Below are 24,977 nucleotides of genomic sequence, written 5' to 3' on the forward strand. Positions count from 1 at the left end.
GTACTGGACGTACTTGGACTTTCGCCCGGTGCAGCGAGTGGGGGTCCCCCCGGCCGGAGGCTGGGGGAGCGTGCCAGGCGTCGGCCGGCAGGCGGGAATTTGACGACAGGGCCTAGGGCCTGTCTGACAATTCCCGTCGTCGCCCGGCAGACGGGAATTTGACGACAGGCCCTGGTCCCAGCGACCGACGCTCCCTGCGCTCAGAGCCGCTGAATGATCGTCCCCGTCGACAGCGCCCCGCCCGCGCACATCACGATGAGCGCGAACTCCTTGTCCCTGCGCTCCAGTTCGTGGAGTGCCGTGGTGATGAGGCGTGCTCCGGTGGCGCCCACCGGGTGCCCGAGCGCGATCGCGCCGCCGTTCACGTTCACCTTCGCCAGGTCCTGCCCGAAGACCTGGGTCCAGCTCAACACCACCGACGCGAAAGCCTCGTTGATCTCGACGATGTCGATGTCCTTCAGCGTCATCCCGGCCTTGCCCAGGACGGCCTTCGTCGCGTCGATCGGTCCGTCGAGGTGGAAGTGCGGGTCGGAGCCGACCAGCGCCTGGGCCACGATCCGGGCGCGCGGGCGCAGCTTGAGCGCCCGCGCCATCCGTTTCGACGCCCACATGATCGCGCAGGCGCCGTCGGAGATCTGGGAGGAGTTGCCGGCCGTGTGGACGGCCGTGGGCATCACCGGCTTGAGTTTCGCCAGGGCCTCCATGGACGTGTCGCGCAGGCCCTCGTCGCGGTCGACGAGCCGCCACATGCCCTGCCCGGCGCGCTGCTCGTCCTCGGTCGTGGGCACCTGCACGGCGAACGTCTCGCGCTTGAAGCGTTCCTCGGACCAGGCGACGGCCGCGCGCTCCTGGGAGATGAGCCCGAGCGAGTCCACGTTCTCGCGCGTCAGCCCGCGGTGGCGGGCGATCCGCTCCGCCGCCTCGAACTGGTTCGGCAGGTCCACGTTCGACTCGTCGGGGAACGGCTTGCCCGGCCCGTGTTTGGACCCGGAGCCCAGCGGCACCCGCGACATGGCTTCGACGCCGCACGAGATGCCGACGTCGATGACGCCGGCCGCGACCATGTTGGCGACCATGTGCGAGGCCTGCTGCGAGGACCCGCACTGGCAGTCGACCGTGGTCGCCGCCGTCTCGTACGGCAGTCCCATCGTGAGCCAGGCCGTGCGGGCGGGGTTCATGGACTGCTCACCGGCGTGCGTCACCGTGCCGCCGACGATCTGCTCGACGCAGTCCGCGTGGATGCCGGTACGGCCGAGGAGTTCACGGTAGGTCTCGCCCAGCAGATAGGCGGGATGCAGATTGGCGAGCGCGCCACCGCGCTTGCCGATGGGGGTGCGTACGGCTTCGACGATCACGGGTTCCGCGGCCATGGGGAGTTCCTCTCCTCGGGTCACCCGCGCGGCGCGGGCGTCCCGGCCCACCCGCCACGCTGAACTAGTACGCGTTCTAGTTCTGTGTGCAGTCTGCTGACCCGGCGTCCGCCACCGCAAGGGTCGTGCAGCTCCCGAAGTCGCGATCTGCACGGAGCTTGCACAGAAGTGGCCCCCGGGCGGAAAGGAGGCGCGCATCGAGATTCGGGGTGCCGCGCCTCTTGCCTCTTGTAGAACCCGTTACTACCTTCACGGCAATTCCCGGTGCCTGATGGACCGTCAGAACCCGACCGTCGTACGACCTGGACTTCACGACCTGGAGTTGCCCATGCCCTGCCCGGCGCTGCCCGACGGGTTCGATTTCACCGACCCCGATCTGCTGCACCACCGCGTGCCCCTCCCGGAGTTCGCCGAGCTGCGCCAGGCCGAACCGGTCCGCTGGATCCCGCAGCCGGCCAACGTCGCCGGCTTCCAGGACGAGGGCTACTGGGCCGTGACCCGGCACGCCGACGTCAAGTACGTCTCCACGCACCCGGAGTTGTTCTCCTCCACCCTCAACACCGCGATCATCCGCTTCGGCCCGCACATGGAGCGGGACGCGATCGACGCCCAGCGGCTGATCCTGCTCAACATGGACCCGCCCGAGCACACCCGGGTCCGCCAGATCGTCCAGCGCGGCTTCACCCCGCGCGCCATCCGCGCCCTGGAGCGGAACCTGCACGACCGCGCGGGCCGGATCGTCGGGACCGCGCTCGCGAACGCCGGCCCCGGCGGCTCCTTCGACTTCGTCACCGAGGTCGCCAGCGAGCTGCCCCTCCAGGCGATCGCGGAACTCATCGGCATCCCGCAGGACGACCGCGCCAAGATCTTCGACTGGTCCAACAAGATGATCGCGTACGACGACCCGGAGTACGCGATCACCGAGGAGATCGGCCAGGAGGCCGCCACCGAGATCCTGGCCTACGCGATGAACATGTCGGCCGACCGCAAGCAGTGTCCGGCCAAGGACATCGTCACCACGCTGGTGGCCGCCGAGGACGAGGGCAACCTCGCCTCCGACGAGTTCGGCTTCTTCGTCCTGATGCTGGCCGTCGCGGGCAACGAGACGACCCGTAACGCCATCACGCACGGCATGCACGCCTTCCTCACCCACCCCGACCAGTGGGACCTCTACAAGCGGGAGCGCCCGGCGACCGCCGCGGAGGAGATCGTCCGCTGGGCCACCCCCATCGTCGCCTTCCAGCGCACCGCGACCCAGGACACCGAACTGGGCGGCAAGCAGATCAGGAAGGGCGACCGCGTCGGCCTCTTCTACTCGTCCGCCAACAACGACCCGGAGGTCTTCGACACACCGGAGGTCTTCGACGTCCACCGCGACCCGAACCCGCACCTCGGCTTCGGGGGCGGCGGCCCGCACTTCTGCCTCGGCAAGTCCCTGGCCACCCTGGAGATCGACCTCATCTTCAACGCGATCGCCGACGCGATGCCCGGCGTCCGTCTGGTCGGCGACCCGCGCCGGCTGCGCTCGGCCTGGATCAACGGCGTGAAGGAACTGCAGGTCGGCGTCGACTGACGGGTGCCGGCCGACGATTCCCGCCGAGCCGACCGGGCCCTCCCCCGATCGGCGAACATTTCGGGACTCGGTGAACGATTTCGATCCGCCGAGCGTCTTCACAGGTGGCACAGCCAACCCACACCTTCGAAGACTTCGAACGGAAACGCCGAGCCGTGGTCCCAGCCGAACTGTCCCCCGTCCGACAGGAGGGCGCGTGGACCGCCCGGAAGCGGGGCCTCCGACCGGTTTGGGAGCCGGTGTGGACACGGCACCGCGTGCCGCTCCTCGCCACCCTGCCGACCGCCCCGCTGTACGTGGTGTGGTGGCTGTTCCTGGCCACCGGCGGCGGCGATCTGGCCGCGCAGGAGGCCTGGGCCGACTTCGCGTCCCGGCACGGCGGCTCGGCGTACAGCCTGTTCTGGTACGGCGGGATGCACACCGCCAACTACAGCCTGATCTCGCCGTATCTGATGGCCGCCTTCGGTGTGCGCACGGTCACCGTGGCGGCCGGGCTGCTGGCCGCCTGGCTGGCCGCGGCCCTCATCGTCCGTACGGGGATCCGCCGCCCCCTGGGCCCCGCGCTGCTCGCGTCACTCGCCCTGTGGTGCAACGTCGCGTCGGGGCGTACGACGTTCGCGCTCGGCGTCGCGCTCGGACTCGCCGCCTGTGTCCTGCTGACCCGGGAGCGGCGCCTGCCGCTGGCGTGGGCGTACGCGGCGCTCGCGACCATGGCCAGCCCGGTCGCGGGTCTGTTCCTCGTCGTCGCGGGCGCCGGCTACGCCCTCGTACGGGACCGGGCTCGGGCCGCCGCGCTGATCGCTCCGCCGGTCGTGGTGGTGGGCGCGACGACCCTGCTCTTCCCGTTCGCCGGGGAGCAGCTGATGCCCGCCGCCCGGATCTGGCCGCCGGTCCTGATCGGTCTCGTCGTGCTGACGCTGGCCCCGCGCGGCTGGCGGGTCCTGCGCTGGGGCGCTGTCGTGTACGCGGCGGGGACGGTCCTCACCTACCTGGTGCCCTCGCCGGTCGGCACGAACGTGGAGCGGCTGGCGGAGCTGTTCGCCCCGGCGGCACTGCTGGCCGCGCTCCTCGCGGTGCCGAGGTCGGGGCCCGCCCAGCGGAGGCGGCGCGTCGCGCTGACCATGGCGCTGGTGTTCTCCGTGGGCTGGGTCGCCAAGAAGACCGTCGACGATCTGGCGGTGTCGACCGTGGTGCCCGCCTGGGCCCACGACACCACCAGCGTCGTGGAGGCCCTGGACCGGCTCGGCGCGGACCGTACGCGCGTCGAGGTGGTCCCGGCCCGCAACCACCGCGAGGCCACCGCGCTGGCCCCGCACGTGAACCTGGCGCGGGGCTGGAACCGGCAGCTGGACATGGAGCGGGGCCGGCTCTTCTACGACGGGACGTTCTCGGAGAAGACGTACCGGGAATGGCTCGACCGGTGGGCCGTCGGCTTCGTGGTGCTGCCCGAGGGGAAGCCGGACGGCTTCGCGGAGGACGAGGCGCGCCTGGTCAGGGGTGGCACGCCGTGGCTGGAGCCGGTGTGGCGCGACCCGAACTGGCGGGTCTACCGGGTGCGCGGGGCGGTACCGCTGGTGTCGGCGCCCGCCTCGGTCGTCCGGGCCGACAGCGCGGCGGTCGTGGTGCGGGTCCCGCACCCCGGCCCGGTGACCGTGCGGGTCGCGTTCTCGCCCTGGCTGTACGCCGAGGGGGGCTGCCTCGAAAAGGAGGGCGAGTTCACGCGGCTGACGGTGACCGAGCCGGGCCGGTACCGGATCAGCTCGGGGTACGGCCCTTCGCCGGGCCCGGCCCCGCGGTGCTGACCGCGTCCGCGTCCGCGGCCTCCCCGTCCTTCTCCGCGACTGCGGCCTCCCCGCCCCTCTCCGCGGTTCCGGCCTCCCCGGAGGCTCCTTCCGCCGCCTTCGTGAGCGCGTGCGGGCGGGGCCTGGGCCCCTGGAGCAGGTAGGTCAGTCCGAAGCCGGCGCCGACGACGGCCGCGCCGCCCACCGCGTCCAGCACCCAGTGGTTGCCGGTCGCCACGATCGCGGAGACCGTGAACAGCGGGTGCAGCAGCCCGAGGGCCTTCATCCACCACCTGGGGGCGATGATCGCGATGACGAGCCCGCACCACAGCGACCAACCGAAGTGCAGCGAGGGCATCGCCGCGTACTGGTTGGTGAGCGCGGTCAGCGTCCCGTAGTCCGGCTGGGAGAAGTCCTGCACACCGTGCACGGTGTCGATGAAACCCAGGCCGGGCATCAGCCGCGGCGGGGCCAGCGGATAGAGCCAGAACCCGACGAGCGCGAACAGCGTGGCGAAACCGAGCGCCGCGCGGGCCCAGCGGTACTCGGCGGGCCGGCGGGCGTACAGGACGCCGAGCACGGTCAGCGGGACCACGAAGTGGAACGACGTGTAGTAGAAGTTGAAGAAGTCCTCCAGCCACCCGACCTTCACGACCGCGTGGTTGACCCAGTGCTCGATGTCGATGAAGAGGAACTTCTCGATCGAGTGGATCTGCTCGCCGTGCTGTTCGGCGGTGGCCCGGCCCCCGGTGTTGGTGCCGCCGGTCGCCGCGAGCCTGACCTGCTGGTACGCGGAGTAGCCGACGCGGATCAGCAGCAGTTCGAGCAGGAGGTTCGGCCGGGTGAGGACCCGGCGCAGGAAGGGCAGCAGCGGGACGTGCCTGAACCGGGTGGGCACCGGCCGCGCGTACTCGGTCGGGACGGGCGAGCGGTAGTACTCCGACGTACGGGACAGAAACGGAACCACGGTCGCGGCGGCGAGGGCGGCGAGCAGGACGACGTTGTCGCGCAGCGGGTACAGCGACTCCATGTTCGGCAGCATCATCTTGGCCGGCAGGGTCATCACCAGGACGACGGCGACCGGCCACACGTACCGGTCGCCCGCCTTCTTGCCGACACGGCCGACCAGCGCGAGCAGCACCCACAGCAGCTGGTGCTGCCAGGTGGTCGGCGCGACGGCGACGGCGACGCAGCCGGTGACCGCGACCGCGAGCAGCAGCTGCCCGTCGCGGGCGTAGCGCACGGCGCGGCGCAGACCGAGCACGGCGACGGCGGTGCCGAGCACCAGGAAGAGCCCGATCTCCAGCGGCCCCTCCATGCCGAGCCGCAGCAGCGCCCCGTGCAGCGACTGGTTGGCGAGATCGTCGGCGGGCCGCCCGAGCCCGACCCCGGCCAGGTGATGCACCCAGTACGTGTACGAGTCGTGCGGCATCGCGGCCCACGCGAGCGCGGTGAGCGCGGCGAAGGTGAGTCCGGAGGAGACGGCGGCCCGGCGGCGGCCGGTGAACCACAGGAGCGGCGCGAACAGCAGGACGGTGGGCTGCAGGGCCGCGGCGAGGCCGATCAGCACCCCGCTCGCCCGTTCCCCGCGCACGGCGAAGCAGCCGAGGAGCACGAGCAGGACCGGGATGATGCTGGTCTGACCGAGGTAGAGGGTGTTGCGCACGGGCAGGGACAGCATCAGCAGGCTGATGGCGACGGGGGCGGCCAGCAAAGCGGTACGGCGGCTCACGGGCTGGGGGAGGGCGCGGGCGGCGACCAGGCCGAGGGCGACCACCAGCAGCAGGGTGCCGAAGGTCCAGCCCCAGCCGAGGGCCTGTTCGGCCGCCTTGGTGAGAGGCTTGAGGACGAGTCCGCCGAAGGGTGTGCCGGTGAAGCGCGTCGAGTCGTACAGCGAACCGTTCACATGCAGGACGCCGTCGGGTCCGACCCAGGTCTCCAGATCCGTCAGGCGCTCGCCCCGGGGCGTACTCAGGACGACGGCGACCTGTCGTACGGCCAGGACCGCGGCGATGAGCCACAGGCCCGCGCGGACCAGGCCCAGCCGCGCTCTGGCCGCCTCGGGCGCCGTCGCCCCGAAGGGATCACCTGGTCGTCCGCCGTGCTCCACATTTGCCACGTGCCGTCGGCCCTCCCGCCCCGTTCGTCCTCTACGCCCCATGGGCCCCAAGAGTCCCGGGGGTCCCGTGCGTCTGTTTCCTGTTCGAACACTAAGAGGCTCGCACCACCTCCGATGTGAGACGCGGGCAACCCCCTCTTCACCTGACGTCCTCCATTCTTTTGTCCCGATGGAGGTGTTGTAAGGCCGAAGAGAGCCGCCGTCACGCCGCCACGCGCGGCCGTGACGGGAATACAACCACCCAACCCGCCGGGAACCGGCTATATTCGGCTACCGAACTAATTAGCGCGTCTAACTAGACAGACGAAAGGTTTACCGCATGACCGAGCCGCAGCTCTGGCACGACGTGGACGACTACTTCACCGGGCTCCTCGCCCCGCCGGACACCGCCCTGACCGAGGCGCTGCGCGACAGCGACGCCGCCGGACTTCCGCAGATCAACGTCGCCCCGAACCAGGGCAAACTGCTGCATCTCCTCGCCGTGATCCAGGGCGCGACCCGCATCCTGGAGATCGGCACGCTCGGCGGCTACAGCACGATCTGGCTGGCCCGCGCCCTCCCCGAGGACGGCCGGCTGATCACCCTGGAGTACAGCGAACAACACGCCGAGGTGGCCCGGCACAACCTCGCACGGGCCGGTCTGGACAAGATCACCGAGGTCCGGGTGGGGCCGGCCCTGATCGGCCTGCAGACGCTGGCCGACGAGGACCCCGCGCCCTTCGACGTGGTCTTCATCGACGCGGACAAGGTGAACAACCCGCGCTATGTGGAGTGGGCGCTGAAGCTCACGCGGCCGGGCAGCCTGATCATCCTCGACAATGTCGTCCGCGAGGGCGCCGTCACCGACGCCACCACCGACGACCCGAGCGTGCGCGGCACCCGCGAGGCGCTCGACCTCTTCGCCGCGCATCCCAAGGTGACCGCCACGGCGATCCAGACGGTGGGAGTGAAGGGGTACGACGGGTTCGCGCTGGCACGCGTACTGCCGTAGGCGGCGCGCTCAGCGCTCTCCCGCACCCCGGGGGCCTCAGACCCCGTGTGGGCCTCAGAGCCGGGGGCCTCAGACCTCGTGGTAGAAGCCCACGTTCACGCTGCGCGGGCCCGTACGGTCGTGGATGACCAGCTCGCCCGAACCACCCATGGGCAGCTTCGCCGTCCCGCCGTACGGCAGCGGCTGCAGGACTCCGCCGCCTCCGCCGACCAGCGTGAACCGCACCTCGGACGACGGGTCGTCGTGCGTGCCCCGCAGCCAGGTCACCTGCCAGGTCCCCTCGGGCCCACACAGGAACTCCAGGTGGACCCGCGAGACGAACAGCCAGTCGTCGGGCGTCGCGAGGCGGCACGCGCCCCGGTCGCGCCCCACCCGCAGCACGGCGCCCGGCTCGCTCGGCGCGTCGGCCATCTGCATTCCGGCCGTCGCGCCGGCGTCCGTCCCGGACACCGAGGCCATGGTGAGTTCGAGCACGTGCGCTCCTTCGTTCCCGCGCGTTCCGCATTCCGACGTTCCGCGTTCCGACGTTCCGATTGTCCCGCGCCGGGACGTGTTCGACGCCCGGCGACGTATCGCCGCCGAATGATAGAGCGCCGACGCGTTCGACGTCCGGCACAGTCGCATACCGCTCCGCACAGTCCATACCGTGCGGCACGGCCGCATACCGCTCGCCGGTCCCGCGCGGCCTCCGACGGGGCTTCCGGCACGTGCTTCCGGCAGCGCTTCCAGAACGGCGTCCGGCACAATGGACGTATGACCGAGCGCAAACCTCCCGGGGTCGGCTTCGAGTCCTGGGTCGACCGGCAGATCCGCGAGGCGGAGGCACGCGGCGAGTTCACCGAACTCGTCGGTGCGGGCAAGCCGTTGCCGAGCGGCCCCGACACCTCGTACGACGAACTGTGGTGGATCAAGCAGAAGATGGCCCGTGAGGGCATGTCCGTGCTGCCTCCGACGCTGGCGCTGCGCAAGGAGGCGGAGGACGCGCTGGAGCAGGCCGCCGCGGCGCCGTCGGAGCGGGTGGTGCGGCGGATCGTCACGGAGATCAACGCGAAGATCCGCGAGATGATGTTCAAGCCGCCACCGGGCCCGCCGCTGGGCCTCAAGCCGTACGACGTGGAGGAGATCGTCCGCGCGTGGCAGGAACGCCACACGGCCTGACCCCGACGAACACGGCCGATCGGGCCGACGGTCCGTGCCACGTACGCGCCCACGAGTGAGGCCCCGCCCGGTGCGTCACCCGGGCAGGGCCTCTCTGCTCGATCAACTCGGTCCGGCTCAACCGGCCTACCGCGCAAGCCGGTTGCGCGGATGATGCGGTCGGGCGGCCGGGCGGCCGGGGTCAGATCCTCAGCAGCCGTTCCGTCAGTTCGCGGTAGTCCTTCAGGGCCAACCGCAACTGCTCCGTGTCGGCCTTGTCGTCGCCGCTCTGCCAGGACGTGCTCAGGGCGCGGCGCCGCTGGGTGACGGCCTCGGTGAACCGTTCGGCGACCTCCTGGAGGACCCGGTCCGCCTCCTCGACCGAGCCGCGTGGCCCGTCGACGAACCCGGCGACCGCGTGATGCAGTTGCTGCGACCACTTGTCGCCCTCGTCGTGCGGCATGAGCCGCCCGCCGGAGTCCGACCCGGCCCTGGTCCCCGCGTTCACCCGCGCCTCGGCGCCGAGAATGCCCTCGCGGGACGCGCCGCTCCGGCCGCCCGTGCCCCTCCCGGTGTCGGGGGCGGTGGCAGGGGTTGCGGCAGGGGCGGGGGCGGCGGCAGGGGCGGGGACCGTGGCACCTGTGGTCCTGGCGGCAGTGGCGGCACCCTTCCCCTTGACGCCCGCGCGCCCCGGTGAACGGTCCTGCTCAGGGGTGCGCGGGCCGGCCGGGACGCGCCCGCCGACCACGGTGTCCTGGCCGTCCCGGACGCGCTCCTGGGACGCCGTGTCCCGGCCTCCCAGCGCGTCGTCCCGCGTGCCGGATCCCGTCCCGGGGGCGCGGGTCGCGGCCTCGGGTCCCGCCGCGCCGCCCGTACCCGGCGTCCTGGTCACCTCGCCCCGCTCGTCGCGCTCGTCCCGTCGATCCTTGAAAGGTCCTGCCGTGGTGTTGTCCGGCATACGTCTCAACTCCCCTTCACATGGCGCCTGTTGAGCGCCCACGGCGCGTGCGAACGGCCGCGGGAGCTGTCGGTTCGAGTGGTCTCGGCCGTTTCCTCGCCGCCGTCCCCGTCGGCCTTCCGCAGCTGCGCCCTGCCGGCGCGCGCGGAGGTGGTCGAGGAGGTGGTCAGGGCCTCGAAGAGCGCACGGGCCTCGACCAGGGACTCACGCAGCTCCTCCGTGTCGGCCCAGTCGGCGCCGGCGCCGTTCGGGTGCGCGGCCAGGTGGACACGGCGGTAGCCGTTCACGTGGTGCGCGTGGTGCACGGAGAGCGCGGAGAGCTGCTCCTCGTACCGGTCGCCCGCCGGGAAGCCGCGCGCGCCCGCCACCTCGGCGACCAGCCGGTCCGCCTCGACGACGGCGTCGCGCGGCGAGTCGACGAACTGTTCCTGGATCGCGGTCCAGCGGACCGTGTAACGGTCGAGCGCCGCGGGCTCCAGCGGCTGCTGCTGCAGCGAACCGTGCCGCTGCACGCGCTCCTCGAGCTCGCGCTCGGCGGCCTGCGAGTCGCCGTCGTGCCGGGCGAGTGCCCGGTCGTACTCGGGCCCGAAGCGCCGCTTCAGGCTCTGCCCGCCGCCCGCCCCGCGGGCCATCACGAGCCGAGCGATCACGGCGGCGACGACGGCCACCACGATCACGATCAGAACGATGATCACGCCTGTGGACATGGATTGCCTTCCGGGTTCTGGGCCCAGCGGGCCGCTTCTTCCGTCTGGTTGCCCGGACTTCGGCTGCCAAACGGCCCATGGCCGGATCCACGTCACGAGAACCCCAACACGAGAACCCCAAGTGGGCTTTGGATCACCTCACTTGGCGAGCCACGCCCGCCCGGCCGGCTTCGGCGCCGAGTCCGCGTAGGGCCGTTCGGCGTCGGAACCGCACAGCTCGGAGTTCAGTTCCGTCACGAGCTGGGCGAGGTCGGTGGGACGGTCCGGGCCCCACCAGTCACCGAGGAGTTCGGCGAGGGACTCCTCCCGGGCCGCGGCCAGCCTCTCGGCCACCTGACGCCCCTGTTCGGTGAGAACGAGGTCCAGTCCCTCCCGTACGCCCAGACGCCGCTCCTCCACCTGGCGTGCGGCCGCGATGACGATCTGCAGGGGCACCCCGCTGTGTTCGGCGAGGGCGGCGGGCTCGGCCCAGCCGTAGCGTCTGATGCGCAGCAGCAGCCAGCTCGCGGCGGGCAGCAGGTCGTACCCGGCGCGGGCGGTGATCTTCTCGTAGATCTGCCGCCGCCCCTCCCGGGTGCCCAGCACGGACAGCGCACGGCACACCTCGTCGTACGAGGAGCGCTCCACGGGGTTGCTGGCGAGCGTCTGGGTGGCGTCGGGCGCCGTCACCGAGCCCCGCAGCCTGTCCTCGCGCAGGAACCAGGCGAGCACGAAGCCGACGGCGGCGACCGGGGCCGCATACAGGAAGACGTCCGTGATGGAGACGGCGTACGCCTCGACGACGGGTGGCCGGAGCGCGGCAGGCAGTTCCACGATGATCTTCGGGTCGGATTTGAGCGCGTCGGCGCCCACACCGGGCGGGAGGGTCTGCCCGCGGAGCACGTCGGCGAGTTCACTGCTCAGCCGGCTCGTGAAGACCGAGCCGAAGATGGCGACCCCGAACGAGGCGCCGATGGAGCGGAAGAAGGTGGCGCCGGAGGTCGCGACGCCCAGATCCTCGTACGAGACGGCGTTCTGCACGATCAGGACGAGGACCTGCATCACCAGCCCCAGGCCGAGGCCGAAGACGAGGAAGTACAGGCTCATCTCGGCCGTGGAGCTGTCCACGTCGAGCCGGTGCAGGAGCAGCAGCCCGAGGGCGGTGACGGCGGTGCCCGCGATGGGGAACACCTTCCAGCGGCCCGTCCGGCTGACGATCTGCCCGGAGACGGTCGAGGAGACCAGCAGCCCGGCCACCATCGGCAGCATGTGCACACCCGACATGGTGGGCGACACACCCTGGACGACCTGCAGGAACGTCGGCAGGTACGTCATCGCGCCGAACATCGCGAAGCCGACGACGAAGCTGATCACCGCGGCGAGGGTGAAGGTGCGGATGCCGAACAGTTTCAGCGGGAGCACGGGCTCGGCGGCGCGGCGCTCGACGGCCACGAACGCCACGGCGAGGACGACGCCGAGGACCGCGAGGCCGATGATCTGCGGCGAGCCCCAGCCCCAGGTGTTGCCGCCGAGCGAGGCGACGAGGACCAGGCAGGTGGCGACGGCCGCGATCAGGAACGTACCGAGGTAGTCGATCGTGTGCTTCCGGGAGCGGACCGGGATGTGCAGGACCGTGGCGATGACGGCGAGCGCGACGATCCCGACGGGGAGGTTGACGTAGAAGACCCAGCGCCAGCTCAGATGCTCGGTGAACAGCCCGCCCAGCAGCGGCCCGAGGACACTGGTCGCGCCGAAGACCGCGCCGAACAGCCCCTGGTACTTGCCCCTCTCCCGGGGCGGGACGATGTCGCCGACGATCGCCATCGACAGCACGATGAGCCCGCCGCCGCCGAGGCCCTGAAGCGCGCGGAAGGCGATCAGCTGGGGCATGTTCTGCGCCATGCCGCACAGCGCCGAACCGGTCAGGAAGATCACGACGGCGACCTGGAACAGCTTCTTGCGGCCGTACTGGTCGCCGAGCTTGCCCCAGAGCGGGGTGGCGGCCGTGGAGGCCAGCAGATACGCCGTGACGACCCACGACAGATGGTCGAGCCCGCCGAGATCGCTGACGATGGTCGGCAGCGCGGTCGACACGATGGTCTGGTCGAGCGCGGCGAGCAGCAGCCCCAGGAGCAGCGCCCCGATCGACACGAGGACCCCGCCCTGCATGTGCGGAGGAACGGCGGTGGCGCCGCGCGAGTGATCCCGTGGATGACGGCCCTGAAGACCGTCAGGGGGAGCGTCGGGCACGCCCCCCTCACCCCTTCCGCCACCCCTGCTGCCGCCCCTGTCGTGCGCATCCTCGGCCATGAAGACCTCCCGGCCACGAGAATCCCGTTCCTCTTCCATCCTGGTCGGTGTGACCGGTTATGGCCTGTTGAATTCGGCCAGGAGTTCGGGATTCCGGGGGTAACCGGGAGATTGTGTGGAGGGGGTCTGCATAATCGCTGGAGTTCGTACGGGGAAGGATGCACGACGTGAGCGACCGGAGCGGTCATATATGCCCGGAATGCGGGGCACCGAGGGAGTCGGGGGGCTCCCCCACATGCGGCTGCGCCCGCAGAGCGGCGGACGAACTCCTGGAGACCCGGTCCGCCGAGACGGCGGCCGCGGAGGACTTCGATCCGCTGCGCATCCGCCCCTACGTGGACCTGGAAGTACACGCGGAGGGCGCCGCGGCGGGCGCCGGTAGCGGCCCGCAGGCGTCTCCGGCGCCGGAGGCCGGTCACGGGCCGGACGACCGGGCGACGGTCGCGATCCCCCTCCAGCGCACCCCGCCCGACGACTTCCCGCACACCCACGCCGCCGCCGACGGTTACGACGGCCCCGCGGACTCCTCGGACGCGCCCGGGAACACGGGCCGCCGGCGTCGTTTCGTGCTCGTGGGAGCCGGCGCCACGGCAGTCGTGGTCGCGGCGGCCGGGTTCGCGAGCGGACTGTTCTCGTACGAGTCGCCGTCGCGCAACGGCGCGGCCCCGGACGACATACGCGCGAGCGTGCCGGACACGGCGGTGGACGAGCCGTCCTCGTCGGACTCCGGGTCACCGTCGGAGTCGGCGTCGGAATCGGCGTCCGCGTCGGCGAGCGAGAGCCCGACGCCGTCGGCCTCGGAGTCGCCGAGCGCGTCGGCCACCCCGTCCAGGACGACCGCGACGACGCGCGCGCCGTCGCCCGAGAACTCGGTCAGCGCCGAGCCGTCGTCCGCCGCCCCGACGGACAAGGCGGGCCCGGCGGTGCTGCGCCGCGGCGACGAGGGCCCCGAGGTCACCGAACTACAGCTGCGCCTCAAGCAGTTGGCCCTCTACGTGGGCGACGCGGACGGCGACTACGACAACCGCACGGAGAACGCGGTACGCAACTACCAGTTCACCCGGGGCCTGGACGAAGAACAGGGCGTCTACACCGAAGAAACCCGCACCCGCCTGGAATCAGAAACAACAGAACCCTGACCCCGCCCCGCCCCGCCCTCAGGAGCGCGGGGAACGACGCAGCCTTCGCCGGTCAGGGGCGCGGGGAACGGCGCAGTCTTTGGCTTTTAGGGCCGCAGGGAACGACGCAACCTTCGCCTGCCAGGGGCGCGGGGAACGGCGCAATCTTTCGCCTTCACGCACACGGACAACGCAGCGGTCCCCCACCCTCAGGGGCGCGGGGAACGGCGCAGTCTTTTGCCTTTACAGGGCACGGGCAACGGCGCAGCCCTGTCGCTTTTAAGGGGCGCGGGGAACTGCGCGACCAGCCCCCACCGGACCCGCACCCGACACACAACCCCAGCCAACCCCCACCCCACGACACCCCGCCCCGGCAGGGGCCCGTCACACCATCCGCAACCGAACTCCCCCACCCTCCAACCCCTCGACCCGAACCCCCCGAAGGTCCCGGACAACCGCATCGGGCCGATGAAACCCGGCCCGAGCCCCCACCCCCACCACCCGCATCCCCGCGGAGCGCCCCGCCGAGATCCCCGCCCCCGAGTCCTCGAACACCACACACTCCTCGGGCGCGACCCCCAACTCCGCCGCCCCCTTCAAGAACCCCTCGGGGTCCGGCTTGCTCGCCCCCACGGACTCCGCGGTGATCCGCAGGTCGGGCAGCGCGAGCCCCGCCGCTCCCATCCGCGCGGCGGACAGCCCGACGTCCGCCGACGTGACGAGCGCGTGCGGCACCCCCAGCTCCCGCAGGGACGCGAGGAACTCCCCCGCCCCCTCGATCGCCACGACCCCGTCCATGTCGGCGGTCTCCTCGGCGAGCATGCGCGCGTTGTCGGCGTAGTTCTGCTCCATGGGCCGGTTCGGCAGCAGCACGGCCATGGACGCGTACCCCTGCCGCCCGTGGACGACCTTCATGACCTCGTTCCCGTCGAGCCCGTGCCGGTCGGCCCAGCGGCGCCAGACGCGCTCGACGACGGCGTCCGAGTTGACGAGGGTGCCGTCCATGTCCAGCAGCAGGGCGCGGGCGGTCAGCACGGTCGAGGCCGTCATCGGCTTGCTCCAAAAAGCGTGGGATCGAAAAGGGCGTGGGATCGAAGCGCGGATCGGAACGCGCGTCGAGGCGTGGACCGGGGCGCGAGGAGGACCCCGCACACCTCCGGGGGAACAAGGTGGCCCCGCCCGCCGGTCAGGGAGTGCGAGCGGGGACCACTTTGTTTCTCCACGGTACAAAACAAAGGAGTGATCCCGCTACCCGGGGGTCCCCTTCCATTCCGCACGAGGACATGACAAAGCAGGCAGCCCGCTCCAGGAATCCCGCCGAACATCTTGTCGTGTCATGCCCACGTCATTAACTTCTCACCTGACGCACATCTCCCGGAAACCGGCCCCCGCGAGCATTCAGTCGCTCGCAGGTCAACTTCCCCCCACCCCTAGGGAGTTCGCATGCCGAAGGTCTACGCGCGTCGACGGCTGAGTCTAGTGGCCGCCTTCGCCGGTTTGATAGCCATGGTCGGGCTTTTCAACGGCCCGGCCGCCTCCGCCGCGCTGCCCACCCCGGTCAGCGCCGCCACCGCCCGCACCTACCTCGCCTCGCTGACCGTGGCGACCGAGGACCGTACCGGGTACGACCGCGACCTCTTCCCGCACTGGATCACGATCAGCGGCACCTGCAACACCCGCGAGACCGTACTGAAGCGTGACGGTACGAACGTCGTCACCAGCTCCGCCTGCGCGGCCACCAGCGGCTCCTGGTACTCCGTCTACGACGGCGCCACCTGGACCGCCGCCTCCGACCTCGACATCGACCACCTCGTGCCGCTGGCCGAGGCCTGGGACTCCGGCGCCGACAGCTGGACCACCGCGCGGCGCCAGGCCTTCGCCAACGACCTGACCCGCCCCCAGCTCATCGCCGTCACGGACAACGTGAACCAGTCGAAGAGCGACCAGGACCCGGCCGAGTGGATGCCGTCCCGCACGGCCTACGCCTGCACGTACGTACGCGCCTGGGTCCAGGTGAAGTACTACTACGACCTCTCCGTCGACTCCGCGGAGAAGAGCAAGCTCACCTCGGTCCTCAGCGGCTGCTGACCCGGCCCGGAACCCGTATCGGACCCGTATCGGATGCGGATCGGATGCGGATCGGACCCGTACGGCTCGCGATCTCCCGCCATCTCACGCGATCTCTCGCCGGAACCTCCCCACCGGCCTCCGTCGTTCCGTACCGTACGGGGCGACGGAGGAGGGTGATCACGTGGCGAGCCTGCGCCTGGGTCCATTGCTGAGGTATGTCGACGGCTCGTCCGCGACCGTGTGGGTCGAGGCGAGCCGTCCGGCCACCGCCGAGGTGCGCTGCGCGGACGGCTCCGGCGGTGAGTCCCGTACCTTCCAGGTGTCGGGCCACCACTACGCCCTGATCCCGGTCACCGGACTGACACCGGGCACGACCACCGCGTACGAGGTGCTGTTCGACGGGGAGCGCGTCTGGCCCCTCCCCGGCTCCCCCTTCCCGCCCTCGGCCATCCACGCCCCCGTGGACGACCACGAGACCGTCCGCGTCGCCTTCGGCTCCTGCCGCTGGGCCTCACCGCCCGAGGGCGAGAAGGACCCGGTCGGCCCGGACGCGCTGGACACCCTCGCGGCCCGGATCACCGCGGACCCGCAGGGCGAGCGCCCGGACGTCCTCCTGCTGCTGGGCGACCAGGTGTACGCGGACGAGGTGTCCAAGGCCACCCGCCACTGGCTGCAGGCCCGCCGCGGCCTGGACCAGCCGCCCGGCGCCGAGGTCGCGGACTACGAGGAGTACACGCACCTCTACTACGAATCGTGGCTCGACCCCGAGGTCCGCTGGCTGCTCTCCACCGTGCCCAGCTGCATGATCTTCGACGACCACGACGTCATCGACGACTGGAACACGAGCGAGGCCTGGGTCGCCGACATGCGGGACACCCCCTGGTGGCGCGAGCGCGTGCTCAGCGGCCTGATGTCGTACTGGGTCCACCAGCACCTCGGCAACCTCTCCCCCGACCGCCTCGCCGAGGACCCCCTGTACGAGGAGGTCCGCGCCACGCCCGACGGCACCGACGCCCTGCGCGCGTTCGCCGCCCGGGCCGACGCCGTCCCGGCCTCGGTCCGCTGGAGCTACCGCCGCGACTTCGGCCGCACCCGTCTCATGATGGTCGACAGCCGCGCAGCCCGCGTCCTCGACGAGCAGAACCGCTCGATGCTCGACCCGGCGGAATGGGAGTGGCTGCGCGAGCAGATACAGGACGGCCGTGTACGGGACGAGCAGGCCCCCGACGGCGCCGGCGCCTACGACCACCTCCTCATCGGCACCTCCCTGCCCTGGCTGCTCCCGAACCTCGTGCACGACGCGGAGGCGTGGAACGCCGCGATGTGCCGGGGCGAGCGGGGTGGGCGCTGGGCGCGGCGGGGGGAGAAACTGCGGCGGGCGGCCGACCTGGAGCACTGGGCCGCGTTCCCGTCGTCCTTCGACCAGCTGGCGGAGCTGATCGCCGAGGCCGGTTCGGGGCCGCACGCGCCCGCGACGGTCTGCGTGCTGTCCGGGGACGTGCATCACGCGTACGTCGCCGAGCCGGTCTGGAGGGAGGGCCTTGCGGGCCCCGACGCCCGGGTGGTCCAGCTGACCTGCTCTCCCGTCCACAACTCCATCCCGCCGTACATAAGGGTCGGCTTCCGCTTCGGCTGGAGCGGGGTGGGGCGGGCGCTCGGCCGTCGTTTCGCCCGGCACGGCAGGGTCGCGGCTCCGCCGGTGGACTGGCGGAAGACCGGCGGGCCCTGGTTCGGCAACCAGCTGATGACGCTGACGCTGAGCGGGCGTTCGGCCCGGCTGCGGCTCGATCACGCGCGTGAGGAGCGCGGGGGTGGGGCACGGTTGCGGACGATTGTGGAGTCCGTCCTGAGCTGAGCGCGCCCCTGGGGGCGGGTGGTCGGCTGCCGGCCCGGTGGGGGGCCGGGCCGGCAGTTCCCCGCGCCCCTCGCCTCCCCGCGCCCCTCGCCGGGCGCCGCCCCTGACGTGGCGCTGCCGCCGACGAGGTCTCGTACGTCTATTGCACGTGTTGCCCGTGATGTTGGTGCTTGGTGCGCTTGAGTCCCGAGCGTCCCGTGAGGCATGCCACAACCAGCACCGTTGATCCGCTTCAGGGGTCGGTTCCCGTGGTGTGCGACGGCATGATGATGCGGACCGTCCGCTTCCGCCGGGACGGTGAGCCGCGCATGCCCCACCTGTCCGGGAGTCACCCCCTTGTCGGAACCAACAGACCGCCTCTCCGTGTCCCTGGTCGGCGCCGGACCGCGCGGTACCAGCGTGCTGGAACGCCTGTGCGCCTCCGCGCCCGAACTCCTCACGCCCGGAACGCGTCTGACGGTCCACGTCGTCGATCCCTCCCCGCCGGGTCCCGGCCGCGTCTGGCGCACCGCACAGCCCGCCGAGCTGCTGATGAACACCGTGGCCTCCCAGGTCACCCTCTTCACCGACGACAGCGTGGACTGCTCGGGCCCGATACGCCCCGGACCGGGCCTGCACGCCTGGGCGGACGGACAGGCCGGAGGACAACCGGGCGGGGAGGCCGCAGGACAGTCGGGCGGGCAGGCGGTCGGTCCGCTGGGACCGGACGACTATCCGACGCGGGCCCAGTACGGCCAGTACCTGGAGTGGGTCTTCGGCGAGGTGGTCCGCTGTGCGCCGCCCGCGTTGCGGATCGAGACGCACCGGGCGCGCGCGACCCGCCTCGACAACTCGGCCGACGGCCTCCAGACCCTCGTGCTCGACGACGGCCGCGTCCTGACGGGCCTGGCGGCCGTGGTGCTCGCCCAGGGCCATCTGCCGGCCGTGGCGGACCAGGCACAGGAGCGGCTGTCCGCGCACGCCGAGCGGCACGGGCTGCGTCACGTTCCGCCCGCCAACCCGGCGGACCTCGACCTCTCCTCCGTACTCCCCGGCGAGACCGTCCTGCTGCGCGGCCTCGGCCTCAACTTCTTCGACCACATGGCCCTGTTGACGACGGGCCGCGGCGGCCGTTTCGCGCGCACCCCGGCCGGTACGCGCTACCTCCCCTCGGGCCGCGAGCCGCGTCTGGTGGCCGGCTCCCGCCGCGGCATCCCGTATCAGGCGCGCGGTGACAACGCGAAGGGCCCGTACGGCCGTCATCTCCCGCTCGTACTCACCCCGGAGGCCGTCTCCGGCTTCCGCAAGCGCGCGGACTCGGGCGACGCGCCCGACTTCCTCACGGAGATATGGCCGTTGGTGGCGAAGGAGGTCGAAACGGTCTACTACGAGACCCTGCTGGCCCGCGGCGCCGCCGACCTCCCGGGGACACCGGCGGTACGCGGCTTCCGTGAGCGCTTCCTCGCCGTTCCACACCGGGACCCTCAAGAGGCAGTGGTGCTGGACGAGTTCGGGGTTGCCGCCGCCGACCGCTGGTCCTGGGACCGCGTCTCACGCCCGCACGGCGGACGGGTCTTCACCGGCCCCGCCGACTTCCGGGGCTGGCTGCTGGCCCATCTGCGCGAGGACGCCGAACAGGCCGCGCTCGGCAATGTCGACGGCCCCCTCAAGGCCGCTCTGGACGTGCTGCGCGACCTGCGCAACGAACTGCGGCAGATCGTCGACCACGGCGGCCTCGCGGGTTCCTCACGCCGGGAGCACCTGGACCGCTGGTACACCCCGCTCAACGCGTTCCTGTCCATCGGCCCGCCCCGGCGCCGTATCGAGGAGATGGCGGCGCTCCTCGAGGCGGGTGTGCTGGAGGTGATCGGCCCGCGCCTGGAGGTGCGGGCCGAGGACGGGGCGTGGGTGGCGCACTCCCCCGACGTGCCCGGCTCGACCGTGTCGGCGACCACGCTCGTCGAGGCCCGGCTGCCGGAGCCGGACCTGCGGCGCACCGCCGACGCGCTGCTCGCCCGGCTGCTGAAGACGGGCCAGTGCCGCCCGCACACGGTGGACGGCTACGAGACCGGGGGGCTGGACGTGACACAGCGCCCGTATCACCTGATAGATCGTCAAGGGCTGCCGCACGCACGGCGGTTCGCGTTCGGGGTGCCCACGGAGGGGGTGCACTGGGTGACCGCGGCCGGGGTCCGTCCAGGGGTGGACTCGGTCACCCTGTCGGACGCCGACGCGGTGGCGCGGGCGGTCCTGCGCACGGCCGCCGCCGAGGTCGGACGGGGCGCGGAGACGAAAACGGAACCCGCATCGACACCCGTATCGACCGAAAAGCCATGGCCCAAAGTTGAACTTGCAAGCATTGAATAGGCAGACCTAACGTAGAGCACTCACTCGGTTACGTCCCCCACCGGTCCTCCATGGGCCGTACAGACACCGAAGGAGTCATCCCACATGACCGGACGCCTCAACAGCGCCCAGCCATACGCGATCGGCCTGTTCCGCATGGTCGTCGGCCTGCTCTTCGCCTGCCACGGAGCCGTCTCGCTGCTCGGCGTGCTCGGCGGCCTGAACGGCAAGGGCGCCACCGTCGAGACCGGCGCCTGGCCCAACTGGTACGCGGCCGTCATCGAACTCGTCGGCGGCACCCTGGTCCTGCTCGGCCTCGGCACCCGTATCGCCGCGTTCATCGCCTCGGGCGCGATGGCCTACGCGTACTTCAAGGTCCACCAGCCCGAGGCACTGTGGCCGATCGAGAACAGCGGTGAGGGCGCGGCCATGTACTGCTGGTCGATGCTCCTGCTCGTCTTCACCGGCTCGGGCGCGTTCGGCCTGGACCGGCTGCTCCCCGGCCGTTCGTCCACGACGACCGGGGAGAACCGTCCCTCGGAGCCCGTCGCGGCCTGACACGCAGGCCTCACCGTGCCCTTCACGACGTCGGTTCGACCTGCCCACAGGGCGTGACGTCAGCCGCCCCACCCGAAGGGCACGGTGAAGCACGCCAGCCGGGCGCCCGCACCGCCCGGCTCGGCGTGCAGCACGACGGAGGCGGCCTCGCCGCGCCGGAAGTTCCAGTCGTGACGCGCACTCGCCCCGCCCTCGCCGCGGTCGTCCGCGGTGAAGTCGAGCCAGACCTCGTTCTCGGGGTTGGCCGCGGCGGGGTCCGTGGACGGCCGGTGCTGATAGTGCCCGCCCGCCGTGGCCGGCTCGGCGCCGCACGGGTCCCGGTGCACATGAACCCCGTACGCGTGCCCCGCCTTCAGCCCCGTGACGCGCAACGCCACCGTCGTAGGCCCGCGTTCCTCGCTCCGCTGACTCACCTCGATCCACGCGGCGGGCGGTACGAGTCCGGTGCCGTCGTACGTGACCGCCGCCGACGGGACGAAGGCGCCGGGCGGCGCGAAGCGGGCGTCCGTACGCATCCGGTAGCCGGGCGCGGAATCGGAGTCCGCGGGACCGGTGGTGTCCGAGGTGCCTGCGGCGTCCGAGGTACCGGTGGCGAGCGCGACGGAGGCGAGGGCTCCGGCGAGGACCACGACGGCCTTCCGCACCACGGCGCCCGCGACGCCACCCATGCGGTCCGCGCGCTCCGCACCCGCGGCACCTTCCACGCCCTCCGCACGCTCCGCGCTCTCTGCACCCACTGCGGTTTCTATGCCTGCCGTCATCGTCGGTTCCGCTCCTCAGTCGATCGGTGGCCCCTTTCCGTTGGTACGGGACGCGCGAGCCGTCCGCCCCGGGGGTGTGGCAGCCGGGTGAACATGGTGTGGCGAACACACGAGCCCCCTGTGGATCTCCTGCCCCACCCGAGGCGTACGCTGTATGGCTGTCACAGGCCGCTCCTGCCGCTCCCCCGCGACACCGCGGCACACGGCACGGTCCGGGCCTACGGGGGAGACACAGGGGAGTTTCGGTGCTTGAGAGTGTGGGGTCGCTGTCCGGCACCCCTTGGATCTACAGCCAATGGATCTATGCCGTGGTGGCGCTGTCGGTCCTGTTCGACGTCTTCCTGCCGGTGCTGCCGAGCGGCGTGCTGGTCATCACGGCGGCGACGGCTGCCGCGGCGGGCACCGGAGCGGCGGTCCAGCACGTGCCGGACATCCTCTCCCTGATTCTCTCCGCCGCGACCGCGTCGGTTCTCGGCGACCTGGTGGCGTACCGGCTGGCCTGGCGCGGCGGCGCGCGGCTGGACCGCGCCATCGCCCGCTCGCGGCGCCTGAGCGCGGCGCAGGAACGTCTCGGCGCGGCCCTCGCGCGCGGCGGCGGCACGCTGGTCGTGCTCGCCCGCTTCGCCCCCGCGGGCCGCTCACTGGTCTCGCTGGGCGCGGGGGCCGCACACCGGCGCGTACGCGAGTTCCTGCCGTGGTCGATCCTCGCGGGCCTCGCGTGGGCCGCGTACAGCGTGGCCCTCGGCTACTTCGGCGGCCAGTGGCTGGGCGCGACGTGGCTGGCCTCGGGCATCTCGCTGGTGGCGCTGTTCGGGGCGGGCGCGGGGGCGGCGTACCTGATGCGACGCCCGTCGCAGACGTCCCCGCTGGTACCCGTGTCCGTACCGGCACCGGAGCCGGGCCAGAGCGCCTGACAGCGGGGCAGGGCTCCCGCTAAGACGCGCGGGTCTGCCCCCTCACCTCCAGTCCGGCCAGGAGTTCGGCCGTGGCTTCGGCGACGGCGTCGACGGCGCGTTCGAAGACCTCGCGGTTGTGGGCGGCCGGGGCGCGGAAGCCCGAGATCTTGCGGACGTACTGAAGGGCGGCGGCGCGGATGTCCTCCTCCGTGGCCTCTTCGGGCAGGACGGGCGGTCGGAGAGTCTTGATGCTGCGGCACATACGTCCAGTCTCGCGCGCGGCACTGACAACGCGAGCGTTCGCGTGAACTCCCCCTGCGACATCCCCCAAAGAACTCGCATCGCAAAATCGAACAGACGTACCATTGCCGGGTGGCTGAGACCTTCGACTTCCCAAGCGACCTCCTGTCCGGTCAGGAGGAGCTGCATCAGGTCCGGGCCGAACTTCTGGCCCTGCTGAAGCGGCTCCCCTGGTCGGTCGAGCCCCTGGACGGCTTCAGCGACGACCACGGCTGGCGCAAGGTGGAACGCCCTGCCTCCCCGGGCTGGACCCCCGACGAACAGGCAGAGGTCGAAAAACTCCGCCAGCGAGAACGGGAACTGGCGGTCTTCGTGACCTGCCACCGCTTCTGGTCGGAGGTCGCGCCGACGGAGAAGGTCGACGCAAGGATGAGCGTCAAACACGCGGGGGAACCGAAGGACCACCCCTCGCCCTAGCTCCAAGCCCCGAGCCCCGAGCCCCGAGCCCCGAGCCAGGGTCGACCCGAAAGCCGGGGCACGCCCCCACTCACCAGCGGGCGCCGTCCGCCGGGCCGCCTCAACTCTGCCCGCCAGGACCCCGACTTGTGCCTCGGAGACCCTGGTGTCACCTCGTCGCCCTCCCGTACCGTCTTCAATTTGCTCGACGAGAGCCTGCACAACCCAGGGAGCCAGCGATGTACGCACGCGAAGACCCGACCCGGACGCGTGGGGGGACATCTTCCCGCCCCCTCCCCCGCCAGAACGACAACGCGGCTTCGTCCGGGGCGACTTCGATCCTGAACCTCCAGCGGCTCGCGGGCAACGCGGCCGTCTCACGCAGTCTGTCCGGGCCGAACGCCAACGCCCCGCTGACGATCCAGCGTGCCGGAGGGTACGACGACGGCACCTACCGCGGCCGCAACCGCGAGCGGCGCCGTCTGGAGGACGAGTGGGACTCGGTGATCGACGGCAACAGCACGCACCAGGCCGAACACCCGATCCTCTACTCCGCCGCCGCCCCACGGGCCCGTACCCGGGTGCCCCGTGGCCAGGCGGGAGCGGTCGGCGCCCACGCCCGAGCCGTGGAGAACGACCTCCCCGCCTACTACGAGGGCTATGACGACCACCGGGCCCACGACGGCACCGGCACACGCCGCCGGGACCGCATCGGTACGACCGGTATGACGCAGCGGCAGTACCGCGACGCGCAGACCGAAGCCCTGGAGGTGCACAACAACCCGGCCAACGCCATGCACATGAACATGATGGGGTACGCCCATCAGCCCGGTTTCCGCAACGCACCGCGCACCGCGGCCGTCGAGCAGTCCGACGACAGCTATAGCCACATGCTCCGCAGCGGCCGGGGCAGCGCGCCGTACTTCGACAGCAATGGCCAGGTGCGCAGGACACGGCCGCTGATGAACTACGAGCGGGCCGAACTCGATGCGGGACGCCGGGTCGCGCGCACCGGTCGCTACCCGGACGAGCACGAGCAGGACGCCATGATGCGGAGCCACGGTGCCCGCTCGTACCGGCTGCGCTCGGGGCGGACCAACGACTTCGACTCGCTGTCCAGCTACCCGGACCTCGGGAGCGACCGCAGTGCCAGCCCCCACGAGCTGGACACGTCCTACCGTCAGCGCGATCCGTCCCGCCGGCGCAGCCGTTCCCGGGGCCGGATGAACCAGCGGGAGCAGCTGAACCTGCTCGCCCGCGGCGGGACGCTCGACGGGGCGGACTTCGCGACCAGCTTCGACGGCGGCGGCTACGACGACGAGCGCACCGGTCGGTCCCGGCAGCGCAGCCAGTCACGCCGCCGCATGGCCAGCCGGTCACGCACCCGCGCGTCCTCCATCGCCCCCGACATCAGCGAGGCATACAGCTACGGCGGCCACGACGACGGCTACGACGACGAGCGCACCGGCCGGTCCCGGTCGCGGTCCCGGCGCAATCAGTCGCGCCGGCGCATGGCCAGCCAGTCACGCCACCGCTCGTCGTCGATGTACCCGGACGTCTCCGACGGGTACAGCTACGGCGGCGGCGCCTACTAGAGGCGTTACGGAAGTGGACCTTTAGCCGACTGCCGAACCCGGACGGGTGCCCGAGGGCGCCCGTCCGGGAGGTGTACGCCCCAGCTAGGACCTGTCCGGTCGATCACGGCGAAGGAAAGCTGCGGTGCCTTGTGGGCGCCGGTGAGCGGGGTGTGGTGCGTGCAGCTGCAAGGCGGAG

At 71.6% G+C, this 24,977-nt stretch carries 21 protein-coding genes; 12 read left to right on the forward strand and 9 right to left on the reverse strand.

Going from position 1 to position 24,977, the window contains the following annotated elements:
* Nucleotides 1-200 precede the first annotated feature (200 nt).
* A complete protein-coding gene (locus ACFVH5_RS36320; protein ID WP_384807522.1) occupies nt 201-1,370 on the reverse strand; it encodes a steroid 3-ketoacyl-CoA thiolase in 1,170 nt (389 codons plus the stop codon).
* A gap of 328 nt (nt 1,371-1,698) precedes the next feature.
* Between ACFVH5_RS36320 and ACFVH5_RS36325 the strand changes: the two genes are divergently transcribed.
* Together ACFVH5_RS36325 and ACFVH5_RS36330 are read left to right on the forward strand one after the other, a co-directional pair.
* Entirely contained in the window at nt 1,699-2,943 is a 1,245-nt protein-coding gene (locus ACFVH5_RS36325) for a cytochrome P450 (protein ID WP_385837972.1), read from the forward strand.
* A 155-nt stretch (nt 2,944-3,098) separates the two neighbouring features.
* Nucleotides 3,099-4,745, forward strand: a complete 1,647-nt coding sequence (locus ACFVH5_RS36330) for a hypothetical protein (protein WP_385837953.1) — start codon at nt 3,099-3,101, stop codon at nt 4,743-4,745.
* Here ACFVH5_RS36330 and ACFVH5_RS36335 read toward each other — a convergent pair.
* The gene (locus tag ACFVH5_RS36335) at nt 4,699-6,843 is read right to left on the reverse strand and encodes a bifunctional glycosyltransferase 87/phosphatase PAP2 family protein (RefSeq protein WP_385837954.1); all 2,145 of its coding nucleotides are present in this window, start codon (nt 6,841-6,843) and stop codon (nt 4,699-4,701) included. The two genes, ACFVH5_RS36330 and ACFVH5_RS36335, sit on opposite strands and share 47 nt — an antisense overlap.
* A gap of 319 nt (nt 6,844-7,162) precedes the next feature.
* Here ACFVH5_RS36335 and ACFVH5_RS36340 point away from each other — a divergent pair, with 319 nt between their 5' ends.
* On the forward strand, nt 7,163-7,834 hold the full coding sequence (locus ACFVH5_RS36340; protein WP_385837955.1) for an O-methyltransferase: 672 nt from the start codon (nt 7,163-7,165) through the stop codon (nt 7,832-7,834).
* A gap of 69 nt (nt 7,835-7,903) precedes the next feature.
* Here ACFVH5_RS36340 and ACFVH5_RS36345 read toward each other — a convergent pair whose 3' ends face one another.
* A complete protein-coding gene (locus ACFVH5_RS36345) occupies nt 7,904-8,308 on the reverse strand; it encodes a hypothetical protein (protein ID WP_385837956.1) in 405 nt (134 codons plus the stop codon).
* A 279-nt stretch (nt 8,309-8,587) separates the two neighbouring features.
* On the opposite strand from ACFVH5_RS36345, the gene ACFVH5_RS36350 reads away from it, so the two are divergent.
* Complete coding sequence (locus ACFVH5_RS36350; RefSeq protein WP_385837957.1) at nt 8,588-8,992, forward strand: DUF1992 domain-containing protein; 405 nt, start codon at nt 8,588-8,590, stop codon at nt 8,990-8,992.
* A 181-nt stretch (nt 8,993-9,173) separates the two neighbouring features.
* On the opposite strand, the gene ACFVH5_RS36355 is transcribed toward ACFVH5_RS36350, so the two are convergent.
* From ACFVH5_RS36355 to ACFVH5_RS36365, 3 genes are all read right to left on the reverse strand, one after another.
* On the reverse strand, nt 9,174-9,929 hold the full coding sequence (locus ACFVH5_RS36355) for a hypothetical protein (RefSeq protein ID WP_385837959.1): 756 nt from the start codon (nt 9,927-9,929) through the stop codon (nt 9,174-9,176).
* 5 nt (nt 9,930-9,934) lie between these two features.
* Nucleotides 9,935-10,636: a hypothetical protein gene (locus ACFVH5_RS36360; protein WP_385837960.1), complete on the reverse strand. Its 702-nt coding sequence runs from the start codon at nt 10,634-10,636 to the stop codon at nt 9,935-9,937.
* 138 nt (nt 10,637-10,774) lie between these two features.
* Nucleotides 10,775-12,784: a DHA2 family efflux MFS transporter permease subunit gene (locus tag ACFVH5_RS36365; protein WP_385837961.1), complete on the reverse strand. Its 2,010-nt coding sequence runs from the start codon at nt 12,782-12,784 to the stop codon at nt 10,775-10,777.
* 299 nt (nt 12,785-13,083) lie between these two features.
* Here ACFVH5_RS36365 and ACFVH5_RS36370 point away from each other — a divergent pair, with 299 nt between their 5' ends.
* On the forward strand, nt 13,084-14,064 hold the full coding sequence (locus tag ACFVH5_RS36370) for a peptidoglycan-binding protein (protein ID WP_385837962.1): 981 nt from the start codon (nt 13,084-13,086) through the stop codon (nt 14,062-14,064).
* Between the two features lie 363 nt (nt 14,065-14,427).
* On the opposite strand, the gene ACFVH5_RS36375 is transcribed toward ACFVH5_RS36370, so the two are convergent.
* Entirely contained in the window at nt 14,428-15,093 is a 666-nt protein-coding gene (locus ACFVH5_RS36375) for an HAD family hydrolase (protein WP_385837963.1), read from the reverse strand.
* 393 nt (nt 15,094-15,486) lie between these two features.
* Between ACFVH5_RS36375 and ACFVH5_RS36380 the strand changes: the two genes are divergently transcribed.
* The 4 genes from ACFVH5_RS36380 (at nt 15,487) to ACFVH5_RS36395 (ending at nt 20,851) form a co-directional block, all read left to right on the forward strand.
* Nucleotides 15,487-16,131 (forward strand): HNH endonuclease family protein, encoded by a 645-nt coding sequence (locus ACFVH5_RS36380; protein WP_384807500.1) that lies wholly within the window; start codon nt 15,487-15,489, stop codon nt 16,129-16,131.
* Between the two features lie 163 nt (nt 16,132-16,294).
* Nucleotides 16,295-17,968, forward strand: a complete 1,674-nt coding sequence (locus tag ACFVH5_RS36385; RefSeq protein WP_385837964.1) for an alkaline phosphatase D family protein — start codon at nt 16,295-16,297, stop codon at nt 17,966-17,968.
* 336 nt (nt 17,969-18,304) lie between these two features.
* Entirely contained in the window at nt 18,305-20,314 is a 2,010-nt protein-coding gene (locus tag ACFVH5_RS36390) for an FAD/NAD(P)-binding protein (protein WP_385837966.1), read from the forward strand.
* A gap of 84 nt (nt 20,315-20,398) precedes the next feature.
* Nucleotides 20,399-20,851, forward strand: coding sequence for a DoxX family protein (locus ACFVH5_RS36395; protein ID WP_385837967.1), 453 nt, complete (start codon nt 20,399-20,401; stop codon nt 20,849-20,851).
* Nucleotides 20,852-20,910: 59 nt separating this feature from the next.
* On the opposite strand, the gene ACFVH5_RS36400 is transcribed toward ACFVH5_RS36395, so the two are convergent.
* Nucleotides 20,911-21,519, reverse strand: coding sequence for a superoxide dismutase family protein (locus ACFVH5_RS36400; RefSeq protein ID WP_385837973.1), 609 nt, complete (start codon nt 21,517-21,519; stop codon nt 20,911-20,913).
* A 338-nt stretch (nt 21,520-21,857) separates the two neighbouring features.
* Here ACFVH5_RS36400 and ACFVH5_RS36405 point away from each other — a divergent pair, with 338 nt between their 5' ends.
* Nucleotides 21,858-22,526: a DedA family protein gene (locus ACFVH5_RS36405; RefSeq protein WP_385837968.1), complete on the forward strand. Its 669-nt coding sequence runs from the start codon at nt 21,858-21,860 to the stop codon at nt 22,524-22,526.
* Between the two features lie 19 nt (nt 22,527-22,545).
* Here the strand turns inward: ACFVH5_RS36405 and ACFVH5_RS36410 are convergent, their stop codons facing one another.
* The gene (locus ACFVH5_RS36410) at nt 22,546-22,770 is read right to left on the reverse strand and encodes a DUF2277 domain-containing protein (protein ID WP_384807491.1); all 225 of its coding nucleotides are present in this window, start codon (nt 22,768-22,770) and stop codon (nt 22,546-22,548) included.
* Between the two features lie 110 nt (nt 22,771-22,880).
* On the opposite strand from ACFVH5_RS36410, the gene ACFVH5_RS36415 reads away from it, so the two are divergent.
* Both ACFVH5_RS36415 and ACFVH5_RS36420 read left to right on the forward strand, forming a co-directional pair.
* The gene (locus ACFVH5_RS36415; RefSeq protein WP_385837970.1) at nt 22,881-23,225 is read left to right on the forward strand and encodes a hypothetical protein; all 345 of its coding nucleotides are present in this window, start codon (nt 22,881-22,883) and stop codon (nt 23,223-23,225) included.
* A 218-nt stretch (nt 23,226-23,443) separates the two neighbouring features.
* Nucleotides 23,444-24,799, forward strand: coding sequence for a hypothetical protein (locus tag ACFVH5_RS36420; RefSeq protein ID WP_385837971.1), 1,356 nt, complete (start codon nt 23,444-23,446; stop codon nt 24,797-24,799).
* Nucleotides 24,800-24,977: the final 178 nt, after the last annotated feature.

The organism is Streptomyces sp. NPDC127119 (genome assembly GCF_042677425.1).
Lineage (GTDB): Bacteria > Actinomycetota > Actinomycetes > Streptomycetales > Streptomycetaceae > Streptomyces.

What these genes read in the sequence shown, in the direction of transcription:
- ACFVH5_RS36380 (WP_384807500.1), top strand. Translation starts at nt 15,487, where the DNA reads ATGCCGAAGGTCTACGCGCGTCGACGGCTGAGTCTAGTGGCCGCCTTC.
- ACFVH5_RS36420 (WP_385837971.1), top strand. Translation starts at nt 23,444, where the DNA reads ATGTACGCACGCGAAGACCCGACCCGGACGCGTGGGGGGACATCTTCC.
- ACFVH5_RS36350 (WP_385837957.1), top strand. Translation starts at nt 8,588, where the DNA reads ATGACCGAGCGCAAACCTCCCGGGGTCGGCTTCGAGTCCTGGGTCGAC.
- ACFVH5_RS36395 (WP_385837967.1), top strand. Translation starts at nt 20,399, where the DNA reads ATGACCGGACGCCTCAACAGCGCCCAGCCATACGCGATCGGCCTGTTC.
- ACFVH5_RS36360 (WP_385837960.1), bottom strand. Translation starts at nt 10,636, where the DNA reads ATGTCCACAGGCGTGATCATCGTTCTGATCGTGATCGTGGTGGCCGTC.
- ACFVH5_RS36375 (WP_385837963.1), bottom strand. Translation starts at nt 15,093, where the DNA reads ATGACGGCCTCGACCGTGCTGACCGCCCGCGCCCTGCTGCTGGACATG.
- ACFVH5_RS36400 (WP_385837973.1), bottom strand. Translation starts at nt 21,519, where the DNA reads ATGGGTGGCGTCGCGGGCGCCGTGGTGCGGAAGGCCGTCGTGGTCCTC.
- ACFVH5_RS36340 (WP_385837955.1), top strand. Translation starts at nt 7,163, where the DNA reads ATGACCGAGCCGCAGCTCTGGCACGACGTGGACGACTACTTCACCGGG.
- ACFVH5_RS36370 (WP_385837962.1), top strand. Translation starts at nt 13,084, where the DNA reads ATGCACGACGTGAGCGACCGGAGCGGTCATATATGCCCGGAATGCGGG.
- ACFVH5_RS36320 (WP_384807522.1), bottom strand. Translation starts at nt 1,370, where the DNA reads ATGGCCGCGGAACCCGTGATCGTCGAAGCCGTACGCACCCCCATCGGC.
- ACFVH5_RS36325 (WP_385837972.1), top strand. Translation starts at nt 1,699, where the DNA reads ATGCCCTGCCCGGCGCTGCCCGACGGGTTCGATTTCACCGACCCCGAT.
- ACFVH5_RS36355 (WP_385837959.1), bottom strand. Translation starts at nt 9,929, where the DNA reads ATGCCGGACAACACCACGGCAGGACCTTTCAAGGATCGACGGGACGAG.
- ACFVH5_RS36365 (WP_385837961.1), bottom strand. Translation starts at nt 12,784, where the DNA reads ATGCAGGGCGGGGTCCTCGTGTCGATCGGGGCGCTGCTCCTGGGGCTG.
- ACFVH5_RS36410 (WP_384807491.1), bottom strand. Translation starts at nt 22,770, where the DNA reads ATGTGCCGCAGCATCAAGACTCTCCGACCGCCCGTCCTGCCCGAAGAG.